Raw genomic sequence first — 13,293 nt, 5'->3', positions numbered from 1 at the left:
CTACTACGGTCTATAGTGGACTTTCACCACCAAGTTAGCGCCCATGCCGGGCGCACTAATAAAAAGGTATTGATTCCTAGGAACTACTCCGTGTCAAGTAGACAACTTAAATAATTAAAATGCTTATGCACTTTTCTTAACGGCATGGCACCCATATTGGTTGGGGTCATGCCGTTAAGTGTTTCTTGGCGACGTTTGTTGTTATACCAATCGATACAACGTGAAATCTGAAGCGCTAGTTCCTCTTGTGAATACGCTTGTTCAAAGGCGAAGAATTCTTCTTTCATGTGACTCCAGAAGCTCTCCATAGGACTGTTGTCTCCAGGTGTCCCTGGACGGGACATACTATGGGTGATGCCTAAACTGGCTAGTTTTAGGTTGTAACTGCCTGAAGTATAACTGCTACCTTGATCACTGTGTACGATCTTTGGTTTAGCACCAGATACTTGTTGTAGGGCTAAGTCGAGCGTTTTACTGACTAATTCTGCTGTTTCCGTCGACGCAATAGCCCAACTTACGATCCGATGATCGTAAAGATCTTTGATGGCGCTTAGACGGACACGTTGCTCATTATTAACGCCATATCTTAATTCGGAACAATCAGTCACCCAAGTGTGGTCCATCCGATCGGGTGGAACTCATGTTCCAGCTGGGCATTTAGTAGTTTATTACCCGAGATAATATCTTTGCGCTCAGCTTTACGATCATGCTTGGCAATACGGATCGATGCGTAGATGTGGTGAAGATGCATCAGGCGTCTCACTCGACTGGCACAAGCATGATAAGGCGTTTCTTTGTCAATGTAGACCATTAATCGTTTGACTCCAAAATATAGTGATGCGCTTCTTCTAATTGTTGGATAAAAGCGACAATAGCGGCATCTTCAAGCTGGCGCTTACTGGGAACGTGATGACACCATTTATAATAAGCCGCACGAGAAATTTCAGCCAAGCGGCATAAATTACTGACAGTATATAGATTCTGGGTGTCTGGATTAATGATCTTTGTCAATTCTTTGATGGCTAAGTATACTTCCTGTGGGATCTTTCGCTCCTTTCCAACTCTGCGAATTTTTTTAACAAGGCATTCTCCGTTGAAACATATTCCAATCTTGCTTTAAGACGTTTGATCTCTAATGATTGGCGTTCATTGGCAGATAGATGGCCATCGTCTGACTTAGCTTTACCACGACGGTCGACCAAGGCCTCTGGGCCTCCTTGTTTAAACTTCTTGACCCAAGCATAGACTTGTCCATAGGAGATATCGTACTGTTTTGTGGCACCTGTATAGTCCATGTCATTTGCGATGACCCACTCGGCAATCTCAATGCGTTCAAGTTGTGTTGTCTTGCGTCCGTTCTTCATGGCTAGATTCCTCCTAGCAGATACTAGTGATTTACCACTAGTATACCGAGAAAGCCACTGAAAAATAACTCCGGGATTTGAGACCTCGAATTTATCACAAAGTTGAGGCATTGAAATACCGCCTGCTAGATACTCTTGAACGACTTGTTCCTTTAATTCGATAGTATAACTTTTACATGTATGTTTGGGTTTTAGTGCGACTATACCTCCATGATGAAATAAATAATTCCAATGACTGATCGTTGTCGCTTTGATACCAAACTCCCGTTCAATAGAATTGGCCGATCGGCCGTTTTTAAGTAGGCCAATGAAATGAAGTTTCTCATCAATAGAATATCTGGAACCTTTTCGGCCCATAAAAAATACTCCTTCCTAAGCAAACAGGTTTTAATTATTTACCTGTCTACTTAAGTAGGAGTATAGCCCTACTTTGAATCAATACCTTTTTTTATACTTATAAATTGGCTGATCAATAGCCCGCATGGTAATCGATCTGGTTACGGATCAAAGTACCATCCTTCATGAATTGGGCTAGATTGGGTTTAAATACATTAAAGAAAGCAATGCGAAAATGCTCTAACAAGCCTGAAGTGTGGGGCGTGATCAAAACATTATTCATTTGCCACAAGGGAGATGTTTGTGGTAATGGCTCCATCTCAAAAACATCCAAGGCAGCTGCTTTGATTTGACCATGGCTTAAAGCATTGATCAAAGCCGTCTCGTCTACTGAGGGGCCACGACCAACGTTAATAAACGTAGCCTGATGATTAACTTGTTCGAAAAATTGCGCATTAAAAAAATGATGGGTTGCTGTTGTTAACGGCATGACGTTAACAATGTAGGCTACATCGGCTAGTAAAGCCGCATAACCTTGATCGTCAACAATTTGATCAAAACTAGGTTTAGCTCGCCCACTACGATTAACTCCAATGACATGCATGTTAAAAACTTGAGCAACTTTAGCAATTTGCTGCCCAATATGTCCAGTTCCAAAAATCATCATTGTTTTACCATCAAGATTGACGATTTTTTGCGGATCTAAGCCATATTGGTGTTGTGTCTTAGCTGCGATAGCTTTGTCTAAAGCTCGCGCCCAATAGAGCAGATAGCCAAATACATTTTGGCTGATTGCTTGGGCGTGAATACCGCTAGCGCTTGAAACCAGAATATGCTTTTTAGCTAGTTGTGCCAATGGCAAATAATCTACACCGGCCGAGATCGTTTGCAGCCATTTTAATTTACTTTGGGGATCATTAAGTAATTGGGTCAAAAGTTTGGCATAAGTATTTTTATAGCCATAAATAATATTTATCTGCCGTAACTGATCTGCCACAAGAGCCTCGACTGGGATAATTGTTAGTTCAGGATAAGTTTGTTTTAGGAAAGTACTTTGTTCCGGTTTCAGGCTTTCCATGGTTAACATCGTCGTCATACACAGGCCTCCATTCAAATATTATCTTAGTGCTTTTGGGCCCAGTATTGGAAGTAATCTGCTCTCAAGGCACCATTGTAAAGTTTACGCCGTTTGGTTGCTTTTGCACCAAAATAGTGTTCGAATTCGAGATCTGAGGTTAGAATATACTTGCTCCAAGTTTTCAATGGCCGAAAAACTTGGCCCAATTCTTTGTATAGTTCACGAGCACTTTCAGCGTCTTTTAGTCGCTTCCCATAAGGTGGATTGGTAACTAAGACGCCATCATCCTCATCAATATTCAAATCTTTTACAGCAATTTGTTTAAATTGAATGTCGTGAAGTACCCCTGCATTGCTGGCATTAACTTTAGCAATTTGAATCATATTTTGATCAATATCAGATCCATAAATCGTTAGTGGGTCTTGTCTGATCATTGTCTCTGCTTGAGCTTTAGCATCGCTCAATAGTTGACCATCAAACCAATCAAATGCTTCAAAAGCAAATTTACGAAGTCGACCTGGTGCAATATTATGTCCAATTAAGGCTGCTTCGATAGGTATGGTTCCAGAACCACACATTGGATCGCTAAAGGGCATGTCGTTATGCCAATTTGTTAATAAGATCAAAGCTGCAGCAAAGTTTTCTTTGATGGGTGCACCCCCTGCTTCGACACGATAGCCGCGTTTGAATAAACTATCGCCGGTTGTATCTAGTGTAAAACGAGCTTTATCTTTAGTGATGTTGATGTCAAACAAATAACGTGCCCCAGTTTCTGGAAAACGAGTACGTCGATGGTAAAAGCTTGCTAAGCGTTCGACCATAGCTTTTTTCGTAACCCCTTGAATATCTGGTTCCGAATGTAATTTTGAACGTACGCTGCGTCCCGTAACTGGAAATTGCGCATTCATTGGTAAGTATTCTTCTAAAGGGACTGCTTTGATACCTTGGAAAAGATCCTCAAAGCTTAAAGCTTTAAATTCTGCTAGAATAATTTTGATTCGATCTGCGGAACGCAACCAGAGATTTGTGCGAACCACATCTTTTAAATCTCCTTTGAATAAAACACGCCCATTTTCTGTTGTTGTTTCATAACCCAATTGTTGTAACTCTTTAGCTGTTATTGCTTCTAAGCCAGAAGCCATGGTGGCCATTAACTGATATGTCATATTCGTCTCCTCATATAAAACCCGTTTTCATGTCAATAAAAAAAGAGGCTGAAACCAGCCTCTCACCCTATAAATCTCTATAAGCCATGTTCTGTTCCAGAAAGCCTTGGGGAAACTTTCCTTCAGTGATCATCTATCTGCTAATAATAGCTCCTGTAAGTCGTTCAGTTTCTTTTACAAGACGCCCCTACCAAAAGTTTGGGTTACTCGCTCATGGGGTTTACCGCGTTCCACTCGTCAAATTTCTAAGACGACTCCGTCACTGTGGCACTTTTCAGGTAATTCAGCATAGTCCCAAAGACCTTAGTTGAATTCTCCGCCGTCAGTCGATTTGACTGCCTTGGCTTATTGGGCCAAGCACAAACACTACAGGCATCGCAGCCTGTGCGGGCATGGACTTTCCTCAGCCTGCAAAAGCAGACCGCAATCACTCAAGATTTACTTTATCCATTATACAGAATATTAGAAACGATTCAAGTCATTATTATCATATCGATTGGGTGTATTGTTTTGGAATCTTGGATCAGGATCATTTTGGTCGAAACGATTGTTACCATAATTATTGTAATTACGATTTGCATTGGCTACTCGAGGGTCCGACACATTGTCATTAGGACGAACATTTGGATTAGAATTTAAATTTGGATTACCCATCCCATTATTTGCTGGTGCCGTTTGGGGCATAGCAGGAGTTGCCCGATTATTTACCGGGGTTTCAGGTTGATTAGGATAATTATTCTGCCGATTTTGAACGTTATTCGTAATCGTGTTTTGGTAACGGCCAGCTCGGTTCTCTTGACCAGCTAAATTCGGATTAGTATTAAAATTATTACCAGATGTGGCTGGTGTACCAGGTTGTGCCGGAGATTTTTGTTGTCCAAAGACATGACGTTCCAGATTTGACAGCCGTTTTAAAATATCATAATTTGAAGGTACATTGGCGTTAGTCGCATTAGGTTGGCCATTAGCCAATCCTTGTCCAGATGCTGCCTGTTTACTCAACTCATCAATACGTGAGATCAAACGTGCATTTTCCTGGTTTAATTGCTCTAATTGGGTATTATAAGTTTCATAATCTTTAATGACATCATCTAAGAATTCATCGACCTCTGCAGGATCATAGCCACGCATTTTTGTTTTAAATTCTTTTTCTAAAATTTCTTTAGGTCGTAAATTAATGTGTACTTGCGGACGATTGGCCTGCGAGTCTCTTCTTCCATCCATGTTTAAAAACACCTCATTTTAATTGAAAACAACTACTTAGTGACCAGTATACCAAAAATATTTTCTTTTCAAAACCATTATTGACTAAGAATCCTGGGAAATTTGGCGGCTTAAATCTTCTAAATCATACATATCGATCAAATCAAGTGTATAATCTGATTGCGTTTGATACTTTAAAATCGCATCATAGTCATATTTGGGTTTGCCTGGATACTCGGGGTCGTAAAGCATCAGGGCACCATCTGTATGTTCAAGCATAAAGGTTTGATAATTTTTCAGCTGTTGCGGACTATGATAAGCTTTGGCACTTACATTGCCCGTAAAATCTGCCGTAGTCAAAATATTGTTTAGCTGGGTTTGATTGGCCTCATTCCAGTTATGTCCAAACTCCATGAAAGGCAGCATCGCAGCTACCCGTAGTTCAGGATAGTCCTGTTTTAGCTGTTGAGCAACTTGAATGGTCCATTGTTCACTTCCAAGCTGAGCGCCGGTGATGATCCAAGCTAAACCTTGATCAAGATAGGTAGTTAGTTGTTGTCGTAACGCATATTTAATAATTCGAAGTTTTGGGTCTTTGTCATCGTAAACATTCAATTCATAATTACGATAACCTGTCACCCATAGATTTTCCAACAATTCACCTTCTCTGTTAAGATAGACTCATTTTTTTATGACAAATATATGAAATTAAAAAGTTTGTTTAAAATTTTTGTTATAATAGGACAACTGGAGCGTGACTGTCATGATAAAATATCCCAATGGACAGGCGTTTGAGCCTGTAGCACAATTAAAGCACGAACAATTTGTTAAAGCAAAGCAACAGAAAGTTGTTTTTGGCCATCGTGGTATGGCACTGGAAGATGAGATCAACAGTAGTAATGAGTACTACCGTAACCATGATACTGCTGTCGTTTATAAAAAACCAACTCCAGTACAAATCGTCCACGTCGATTATCCCAAACGCGCCAAAGCTGTCATCAAGGAAGCGTATTTTCGCCAGCCGTCTACAACGGATTATAACGGTGTTTATCAAGGCAGATATTTAGATTTTGAAGCGAAGGAGACTAAGAATAAGCGGTCGTTCCCTCTGAAAAATTTTCACCAGCACCAAATTGACCATTTCAAACGTTGTTTAAAACAACAGGGAATCTGTTTTGTACTCGTTAAGTTTGTTGCCTGGGAGCGTGTTTTTTTGTATCCAGCTACGAAATTGATCACAGCTTGGGAAGCACAACAACAGGGCGGCGCTAAATCAATTCAATTAACCGAATTTGAACATCACGGTTATGAAATTAAATATGCGATCCACCCTATTCTACCCTACATTCAAGCGGTAGAGCAATTACTTGATTATTTAAAGGAGTCAAATTAGTGAGTTCAAATAATACAAATAAAACAACGAAAAAAAACCACTTTTTTCGTAATACCATGTTAGTTTTACTCGGTTTGGTTTTGATTGTTGTTTGTATCTTTTTTTATCTTGGTCGACAAGCACCAGCTGTGACACAGGCTAAGCTGCAAAGTGGCGGTTCTTCGGTTATTCTAGATTATCGTGGCAACAAAGTAACCACTTTGGGCAATGAGAATCGGCAGTATACGACAAGTGACCAATTTTCGACCACGTTAAAAGATGCAGTTGTATCAATTGAAGATCGGCGTTTTTACCAAGAACCTTTTGGTATTAATCCAATTAGAATCGTTAAAGCCGGCCTTCATAACCTGACACATTCTGGTGCGCCCCAAGGTGGTAGTACTTTAACTCAGCAATTAGTCAAACTTTCTGTGTTTTCAACTAAAAAATCGGATCAGACATTTAAACGTAAAATACAAGAGGCTTATTTAACAATCAATGTTGAACGCAACTACTCTAAGCAGCAAATTTTAGAATTTTATATGAATAAAGTTTATTTAGCCAACGGTGTTTACGGCATGGGCACAGCAAGTGAATACTATTTTGGCAAAAAGCCCAGTGAATTAACCCTCGCCCAGGCAGCGTTACTTGCTGGTATGCCACAAGCGCCGAACACTTATGATCCGTATAAAAATCCTGATGCAGCTCAGCAGCGACGTGATTTAGTGATTGATGCGATGTTAGCTAATCATAAAATTTCACAGACTGATGCCACTGCTGCTAAGCAGACACCAATTAATTCTGGATTACTGCCGAAAAAAGATCCTGATCAAGATAATGACAATCGATATGTCACAGACAATTATGTTAAAGAAGTTATCAGCGATGTAAAGTCAAAAGGCTATGATCCTTACCGGGATAATCTAAAAATTAAGACGAATTTGCATTTAGATGTTCAAAAAGAACTCTACACCTTGGCTAATAATAGTTTGCTATTTCCAGATAACAAAATGCAGTTAGCCGGCACAATTGTGGAACCAGATACGGGCCACGTGATTGCCATGATCGGTGGTCGTAAGCAAGGTAATGTTTTGCTTGGATGGAATCGGGCAACTTCAACCAATCGCAGTAATGGGTCAACAATTAAACCGATTTTAGATTATGGCCCGGCAATTGAATATTTGAACTGGTCCACTTATCATTATGTCCAAGATACACCTTATACCTATGCTGGCACAGACATTGATTTGAAGGACTGGGATCATCAATACATGGGCAATATTACGATGCGGAAAGCCTTAGCACAATCACGAAATATTCCAGCAATTCGGACGCTAGAAACAGTGGGTTTGAGTCGTGCAAAAGATTTTGCTTCGGGCTTAGATATTACTATCCCAGATAGTGCCGGTCTAAGTGTTGGGATCGGTGCAGATGTATCCACACTACAAGTTGCCAGTGCTTACGCGGCATTTGCCAATAATGGGGTCTATCAGAAGCCAGAATACGTTTCTCAAATCATAACAGCTGATGGAATGCAACATAATTACCAAAGTCAATCTAAGCAGGCGATGAAGGCCTCTACTGCTTACATGATTACCGATATGCTTAAAGATGTGATTCGTAACGGCACTGGAACCAACGCACAAATATCAGGCTTATATCAAGCTGGGAAAACCGGAACTGTACAATATTCAGACAAAGAAATTTCACAGAACCCTGCTTTGGCTAATTCAGCCAAAGATGCTTGGTTTGCTGGCTATACGAAGCATTACAGTATTGCGCTTTGGACCGGATATGATCAACCAGAGAAAAATGGGTTATCTATGTCGGAACAACAAATTCCAGTGTATTTGTATCGGCGTTTAATGAGTTCGTTATCAGAGAATGTTGAGAATACGGATTGGACCAAACCAACTAATGTTATTTCTGAAAACATCATTACTGGTACGAATCCACCGGTTATTGGAACTTCAGCCGTTGGTACAACTAAAGAGCTCTTTATTAAGGGGCATCAACCAACACTACGTCGCTCTAATGGTTCTTCAAGTCGTAGTTCACAGGAGCAATGGTATGCCGTCTCGTTCAGGGGCAGTAGGCTCAGCTGATGAAGCTAGTACAAGTTCATCAAGTTCTTCTGAAACAGAAAGTGACTCGCGCGTCGATGAAAGTTCCCGAATTCAAGATGAACAAAGTCAATCTAGCAGCAGTGCTTCCAGTAGTTATTCAACTGAAGAAAATAATCAAACAACGCCCGACAATCAACCAGATACAAATATAAACCCAGCGACGCCACCAAACTATCACGAACCAGCAACACAAACAGTGCCTTGATTATTAGATGAAAAAAGAGACTGAACCGCTTAGTTAGGCAGTTCAGTCTTTTTGTATTATATTTACTTTGTGTTTACACGACGTTGTCCCTCTGCACAAATACTCAGCAAAGGACAAGTCTCACATTTAGGGTTACGCGCAGTGCAACGATAACGCCCAAATAAAATCATGGTATGATGGTCTATCACCCACTCGCCTTTCGGTAATTTTGCAGTTAGCGCCTGTTCGACCTCTTGAACCGAAGCACTTTTTTTGACAATCTGCAATCGCTTGGAAACTCGAGCAACATGCGTATCTACTGCAAAACCAGGAATACGAAAGGCGTCACCCAATACAACATTGGCAGTTTTACGCCCAACGCCAGGGAGTGATTCTAAATCTGTGTGGCTTTGAGGAACCTGGCCATCAAAGCGCGCAATAATTTGTTGTGCACACGCTTTTAAATGCTTGGCTTTATTGTGATATAAACCAATTGAATGGATATAAGATTCAATTTCTTGAAGATCAGCACTAGCTAGAGAAGCCGGGTCAGGAAAGCGATCAAATAAAGCTGGTGCAACCTTATTAACGGAAATATCGGTTGCTTGAGCACTAAGAATGACAGCCATTAACAAGTGAAATGGTGTATCCCAATTCAAAGCCCCTTGAGCATTTGGAAATTCAAGTTTCATTTGTTCTAACGCCCATAAAGTTTTGGCTTTTGATAACAAAGCGATGTTCCTCCCTCAAAAATCACTAGCTTAATACTGATTCCGCATATCTTTTTCACGTTGGACTTGTTCTTTCGTACGAATATTTTTCTTTTCCCAAGTCAGTAAGATTCGATCCATATATTTCAAAGAATAGACTTGGTTTAAAACAGCCTCACGCAGGGCTAATTCGATTAGATCAGGATCATAATGATCTTGGTTTAACCAAGCATCGATTGTCTGAATTTCAATTGGTGAAAGGACACGATTGAATTCGACCTCAATTTGTTTGAAAAGATTCTGACGCTTTAGCTGCACTTGTTTTTGACTATCTGTTTGCTGTGCCTGTTCTAAAACGAGTTTTAAACGGCGAAATAATGGTAGCAAATTATAATGATCAGTCTGAACATGTGCCGTAGGGTCTTCCTTAGTTTCAATTAAAACAAATTGTTTATTGATCAATTGTTGTAAAACCTGAAAAATTTGATTTTGCGGCCAACCAAGCGCAGATGCGATTTGCTGTGTGCTTGGAAAATCGATTTTTTGATCGTGAAATCGCAGCAGCGTTAGGTAAAGTAATAATTCGTCTCCGGAAATACTTAATTGACCAATGTGTTCTAATAGTAGATTAGGGACGCTGGTATTCCCATGTTCCAGGAGTGCCTCGGAAAAGTCAGCCATTAATCGAGTCACCTCTTTATATCATCTCAAAATAATTATGTGCATCACGGCCGCATGCGATTGATCATTCTTGGGAATGGGATGGCTTCACGTAGATGGTCTAGATGGCAAATCCATGTAATTGCGCGTTCAAGGCCCAGACCAAAACCAGCATGAGGCACGGAACCAAATCTTCTTAGATCCAAGTACCAATCATAATCTTCTGGCTTTAAACCAGCGTCAATGATACTTTGTTTGAGCGTTTCAAAGTCAGTCTCACGTTCAGAACCCCCAATGATTTCGCCATACCCTTCAGGAGCCAACATATCGGCACACAAGTATACATCGTCACGAGTAGGATGGGATTTCATATAAAATGGCTTGATTGTTTTAGGATAATTCAAAACGAAAACGGGTTGTTCAAATTGGTCTGAAATAAAGGTTTCTTCTGGGGAACCAAAATCATCGCCCCATTTAACATCAAAGTTATTTTTCTGAAGCATTTCGATCGCTTCATCATACGAGATGCGAGGATAAGGTGTTTTCGTATACTTTTCTAAAATCTTAGGGTCGCGATCAAGCAACTTTAAGGCATATTGACAATGATCTAAAACAGATTGTACCAAATAAGCAATATAACGTTCTTGAATTTCTAGACTTTGTTCTTGGTGCATAAAAGCCATTTCTGGTTCAATCATCCAAAATTCAGTCAGGTGACGTCGGGTTTTGGACTTCTCAGCACGAAAAGTGGGGCCAAAAGAATAAACTTTATTGAAAGCCATAGCACCGGCTTCTTCATAAAGCTGTCCACTCTGTGATAAATAGGCATCTTCGTCAAAATAATCAATGTGGAATAGCTCGGTTGTCCCTTCCGGCGCATTGGCAGTTAAAATTGGTGGGTCAAATTTTAAGAAGCCTTCCTGGTCAAAGAAACGGTGTGTGGCGTGAATTAGTTCGTTACGAATTTGCATGATTGCATATGGCCTTCGTGAACGAAGCCAGAGATGCCGATGATCTAATAAGAACTCAATCCCGTGTTCTTTCGGTGTAATTGGGAAGTTCTCGCTTTCACCTACAATTTCAATGTTACTAATTTCGATTTCATAGCCAAAATGTGACCGAGAGTCTTCATGAATCACACCAGTGACCCACATACTACTTTCCTGTTTCACTTCTTTAGCTAGCTGAAAAACAGCCTCTGATACGTCATTTTTAACAACAACACCCTGGAAAAAAGCAGTGCCATCACGTAGCTGCAAGAATGAGATTTTACCACTGGAACGTTTATCTGTCAGCCAAACCCCAATTCGAACTGTTTCGTTTACGTGATTTTTTGCATCTATAATGTTGATCTGCTTTGCCATTTTTAAACTCCTTAATTCAAAATTAATCGTTTGCTCTGCCGGTGATAAAAGCATTGATCCGATCAATACCTTCCACAATATCATCTAAGTTGGCAGCGTAACTTATTCTGAGGTGGTCGGGCATGCCAAATGATCGGCCAGGTACAACGGCAACGAACTTCTGTTCCAATAATTCATCACAGAAAGCTTCCGTTGTGTCAAAACCAGTCATTTGCACGGCATTTTTAACCTCAGGGAAAAGGTAAAATGCACCTTGAGGTTTTTCAGTTAATTCAAAGCCGGGTAAAGCCTGAACCATAGGATAAATTGTATTGAGTCGCTCTTCAAATTCAGAACGCATCTGTTCAACTGAAGTTTGCGGTCCAGTTAAAGCCTCAATCGCTGCATATTGACTAACCGTTGCCGGGTTACCGGTCGCATGTCCAGCTAAGATAGACATTACCTTGATCAAACGTTGTGGACCCAATGCAAATCCAATACGCCAACCAGTCATTGAGTATGACTTAGACAGGCCGTGAATTAATAGCGTATGCTCACGAATTGCTTCTGAAATGTTGATCAAGGCACTAGACTCGGCATGGTTATAGGTTAATTGATTGTAGATATCATCAGAGATAATTGTGATATCATTTTTAACCGCCCAATTACCAATTTGAGTTAGATCCTCTTGATCATAAATCGTACCGGTTGGATTTTGCGGTGAATTAATAATAACTGCTTTTGTTTTACTTGTGCGTGCGGCTTCTAATTCATCAACGGTTACTTTGAAATTTCCAGCGAGACTATTAACCGCTACTGGTTTGCCCCCAGCTAGTTTTACTTGTTCCACATAACTGACCCAAGCAGGTGTCGGAATCAGAACTTCATCACCAGCATTTAATAATACTTGAAAAGCCGCATATAAGGCAAATTTTGCACCAGTAGTGATAAGTACTTGACTCTGTTGATAAGTAACACCATAAATAGATTTAATTTTATCGATGACAGCTTGTTTTAATTCTGGTAAACCACTGGCTGAGGTATAACCGGAAACGCGGCCAGCTTTGATAGCCGCAATAGCAGCACTTTCAATGTTTTCTGGTGTTTCAAAGTCAGGCTGACCAATCGACAAATCGATGACATCTAACCCAAGTGCTTTTTTCGCCTTTGCTTTACTGCTTAATGCTAAAGTTGCTGAAGGTTGTACCTGTGTGACATTTTTTGAAAAATGCATGAAAATTCCCCCACTCACAAGTTATTAATGGTACTAATGACCTTACCAGTCTTGAAATCAATGGTTTCATAACCTATGCTACTATTTTTATTGCGAAAAGTAACCTCCCAAACCGGGCGCTTGTGATAAAGACCTAATGCAACATTATGAATTTGTTTGGGCCGGTATTTTTGAATCACCTTATGGATCGCTTTATTTGCCGTGATTCCTGAGGATTGAGATAAAATCGTCACTTGATTTGTTTTGGGGTCGATGATGGCAAAAATTTGATGACCTTTACGATCTTTGCCGCCGACAGTCCAATTTTTTTGATTTCTGGTGTATAAATAAAATGCTTCCGGTGTCTTTAGATCAGTATTCTTTTTTGCAAATGCAATCGCCGCTTTTTGTTCTTGATGATAAGGCGATTGCCCCACATGATAGATAATAAATAAAGTACTGATCAAGATAATAATGGCACTGGCATAGAGCCAGTGTTTGATGGTTTCATTCATAATATGACGCTCCATATCGATAC

General features: G+C 40.2%; 15 protein-coding genes, 1 other RNA gene and 1 pseudogene. 3 read left to right on the top strand and 14 right to left on the bottom strand.

Annotation, left to right across the window (positions count from 1 at the left end; translation table 11 throughout):
* Positions 1-83: 83 nt before the first annotated feature.
* From ACNAN0_RS06820 to ACNAN0_RS06780, 9 genes and pseudogenes are all read right to left on the bottom strand, one after another.
* Positions 84-608, bottom strand: a complete 525-nt coding sequence (locus tag ACNAN0_RS06820; RefSeq protein WP_416352952.1) for a transposase — start codon at positions 606-608, stop codon at positions 84-86.
* On the bottom strand, positions 605-811 hold the full coding sequence (locus ACNAN0_RS06815; RefSeq protein ID WP_416352951.1) for a hypothetical protein: 207 nt from the start codon (positions 809-811) through the stop codon (positions 605-607). The genes ACNAN0_RS06820 and ACNAN0_RS06815 overlap by 4 nt, the downstream gene beginning before the upstream one ends.
* The gene (locus tag ACNAN0_RS06810; protein ID WP_416352950.1) at positions 811-1,011 is read right to left on the bottom strand and encodes a hypothetical protein; all 201 of its coding nucleotides are present in this window, start codon (positions 1,009-1,011) and stop codon (positions 811-813) included. Before ACNAN0_RS06810 ends, ACNAN0_RS06815 begins: the two co-directional genes overlap by 1 nt.
* An 11-nt stretch (positions 1,012-1,022) precedes the next feature.
* Positions 1,023-1,721, bottom strand: coding sequence for a helix-turn-helix domain-containing protein (locus ACNAN0_RS06805; protein ID WP_230913969.1), 699 nt, complete (start codon positions 1,719-1,721; stop codon positions 1,023-1,025).
* 112 nt (positions 1,722-1,833) lie between these two features.
* Positions 1,834-2,796 (bottom strand): NAD(P)-dependent oxidoreductase, encoded by a 963-nt coding sequence (locus tag ACNAN0_RS06800; protein ID WP_416352949.1) that lies wholly within the window; start codon positions 2,794-2,796, stop codon positions 1,834-1,836.
* 26 nt (positions 2,797-2,822) lie between these two features.
* Complete coding sequence (locus ACNAN0_RS06795) at positions 2,823-3,944, bottom strand: THUMP domain-containing class I SAM-dependent RNA methyltransferase (protein WP_416352948.1); 1,122 nt, start codon at positions 3,942-3,944, stop codon at positions 2,823-2,825.
* 75 nt (positions 3,945-4,019) lie between these two features.
* Positions 4,020-4,383, bottom strand: an RNA gene (gene rnpB, locus ACNAN0_RS06790) — RNase P RNA component class B.
* Between the two features lie 431 nt (positions 4,384-4,814).
* Positions 4,815-5,168: pseudogene (gpsB, locus tag ACNAN0_RS06785) on the bottom strand (cell division regulator GpsB); the annotation flags it as partial.
* A gap of 84 nt (positions 5,169-5,252) precedes the next feature.
* Positions 5,253-5,801, bottom strand: coding sequence for a DUF1273 domain-containing protein (locus ACNAN0_RS06780; protein WP_416352947.1), 549 nt, complete (start codon positions 5,799-5,801; stop codon positions 5,253-5,255).
* Between the two features lie 109 nt (positions 5,802-5,910).
* On the opposite strand from ACNAN0_RS06780, the gene recU reads away from it, so the two are divergent.
* From recU to ACNAN0_RS06765, 3 genes are read left to right on the top strand one after another with little or no spacing between them, the layout of a single operon-like run.
* A complete protein-coding gene (recU, locus tag ACNAN0_RS06775) occupies positions 5,911-6,540 on the top strand; it encodes a Holliday junction resolvase RecU (RefSeq protein WP_230913079.1) in 630 nt (209 codons plus the stop codon).
* Entirely contained in the window at positions 6,540-8,624 is a 2,085-nt protein-coding gene (locus ACNAN0_RS06770) for a PBP1A family penicillin-binding protein (RefSeq protein WP_416352946.1), read from the top strand. Before recU ends, ACNAN0_RS06770 begins: the two co-directional genes overlap by 1 nt.
* A complete protein-coding gene (locus ACNAN0_RS06765; RefSeq protein ID WP_416352945.1) occupies positions 8,590-8,850 on the top strand; it encodes a hypothetical protein in 261 nt (86 codons plus the stop codon). The genes ACNAN0_RS06770 and ACNAN0_RS06765 overlap by 35 nt, the downstream gene beginning before the upstream one ends.
* Positions 8,851-8,912: 62 nt before the next feature.
* Here the strand turns inward: ACNAN0_RS06765 and nth are convergent, their stop codons facing one another.
* Genes nth through ACNAN0_RS06740 form a run of 5 tightly spaced genes read right to left on the bottom strand, consistent with a single transcriptional unit; the run spans position 8,913 to position 13,270 of the window.
* On the bottom strand, positions 8,913-9,560 hold the full coding sequence (gene nth, locus ACNAN0_RS06760; RefSeq protein ID WP_416352944.1) for an endonuclease III: 648 nt from the start codon (positions 9,558-9,560) through the stop codon (positions 8,913-8,915).
* 30 nt (positions 9,561-9,590) lie between these two features.
* Positions 9,591-10,220, bottom strand: a complete 630-nt coding sequence (locus tag ACNAN0_RS06755; protein ID WP_230913076.1) for a DnaD domain-containing protein — start codon at positions 10,218-10,220, stop codon at positions 9,591-9,593.
* Between the two features lie 44 nt (positions 10,221-10,264).
* Positions 10,265-11,563 (bottom strand): asparagine--tRNA ligase, encoded by a 1,299-nt coding sequence (gene asnS, locus ACNAN0_RS06750; protein WP_230913075.1) that lies wholly within the window; start codon positions 11,561-11,563, stop codon positions 10,265-10,267.
* A gap of 22 nt (positions 11,564-11,585) precedes the next feature.
* Positions 11,586-12,776: a pyridoxal phosphate-dependent aminotransferase gene (locus ACNAN0_RS06745; RefSeq protein WP_230913074.1), complete on the bottom strand. Its 1,191-nt coding sequence runs from the start codon at positions 12,774-12,776 to the stop codon at positions 11,586-11,588.
* 14 nt (positions 12,777-12,790) lie between these two features.
* Positions 12,791-13,270: a DUF5590 domain-containing protein gene (locus ACNAN0_RS06740; RefSeq protein ID WP_230913073.1), complete on the bottom strand. Its 480-nt coding sequence runs from the start codon at positions 13,268-13,270 to the stop codon at positions 12,791-12,793.
* Positions 13,271-13,293: the final 23 nt, after the last annotated feature.

This window comes from Agrilactobacillus fermenti, from assembly GCF_047943045.1.
GTDB classification, from domain to species: domain Bacteria; phylum Bacillota; class Bacilli; order Lactobacillales; family Lactobacillaceae; genus Agrilactobacillus; species Agrilactobacillus fermenti.
This window is presented reverse-complemented; position numbering and strand designations above follow the sequence as displayed.

Excerpts from the sequence above, each read along its gene's own strand:
- ACNAN0_RS06795 (WP_416352948.1), bottom strand. The coding sequence starts at position 3,944 with ATGACATATCAGTTAATGGCCACCATGGCTTCTGGCTTAGAAGCAATA.
- asnS (WP_230913075.1), bottom strand. The coding sequence starts at position 11,563 with ATGGCAAAGCAGATCAACATTATAGATGCAAAAAATCACGTAAACGAA.
- ACNAN0_RS06740 (WP_230913073.1), bottom strand. The coding sequence starts at position 13,270 with ATGAATGAAACCATCAAACACTGGCTCTATGCCAGTGCCATTATTATC.
- ACNAN0_RS06765 (WP_416352945.1), top strand. The coding sequence starts at position 8,590 with ATGCCGTCTCGTTCAGGGGCAGTAGGCTCAGCTGATGAAGCTAGTACA.
- ACNAN0_RS06745 (WP_230913074.1), bottom strand. The coding sequence starts at position 12,776 with ATGCATTTTTCAAAAAATGTCACACAGGTACAACCTTCAGCAACTTTA.
- ACNAN0_RS06800 (WP_416352949.1), bottom strand. The coding sequence starts at position 2,796 with ATGACGACGATGTTAACCATGGAAAGCCTGAAACCGGAACAAAGTACT.
- recU (WP_230913079.1), top strand. The coding sequence starts at position 5,911 with ATGATAAAATATCCCAATGGACAGGCGTTTGAGCCTGTAGCACAATTA.
- ACNAN0_RS06815 (WP_416352951.1), bottom strand. The coding sequence starts at position 811 with ATGGTCTACATTGACAAAGAAACGCCTTATCATGCTTGTGCCAGTCGA.
- ACNAN0_RS06755 (WP_230913076.1), bottom strand. The coding sequence starts at position 10,220 with ATGGCTGACTTTTCCGAGGCACTCCTGGAACATGGGAATACCAGCGTC.
- ACNAN0_RS06805 (WP_230913969.1), bottom strand. The coding sequence starts at position 1,721 with ATGGGCCGAAAAGGTTCCAGATATTCTATTGATGAGAAACTTCATTTC.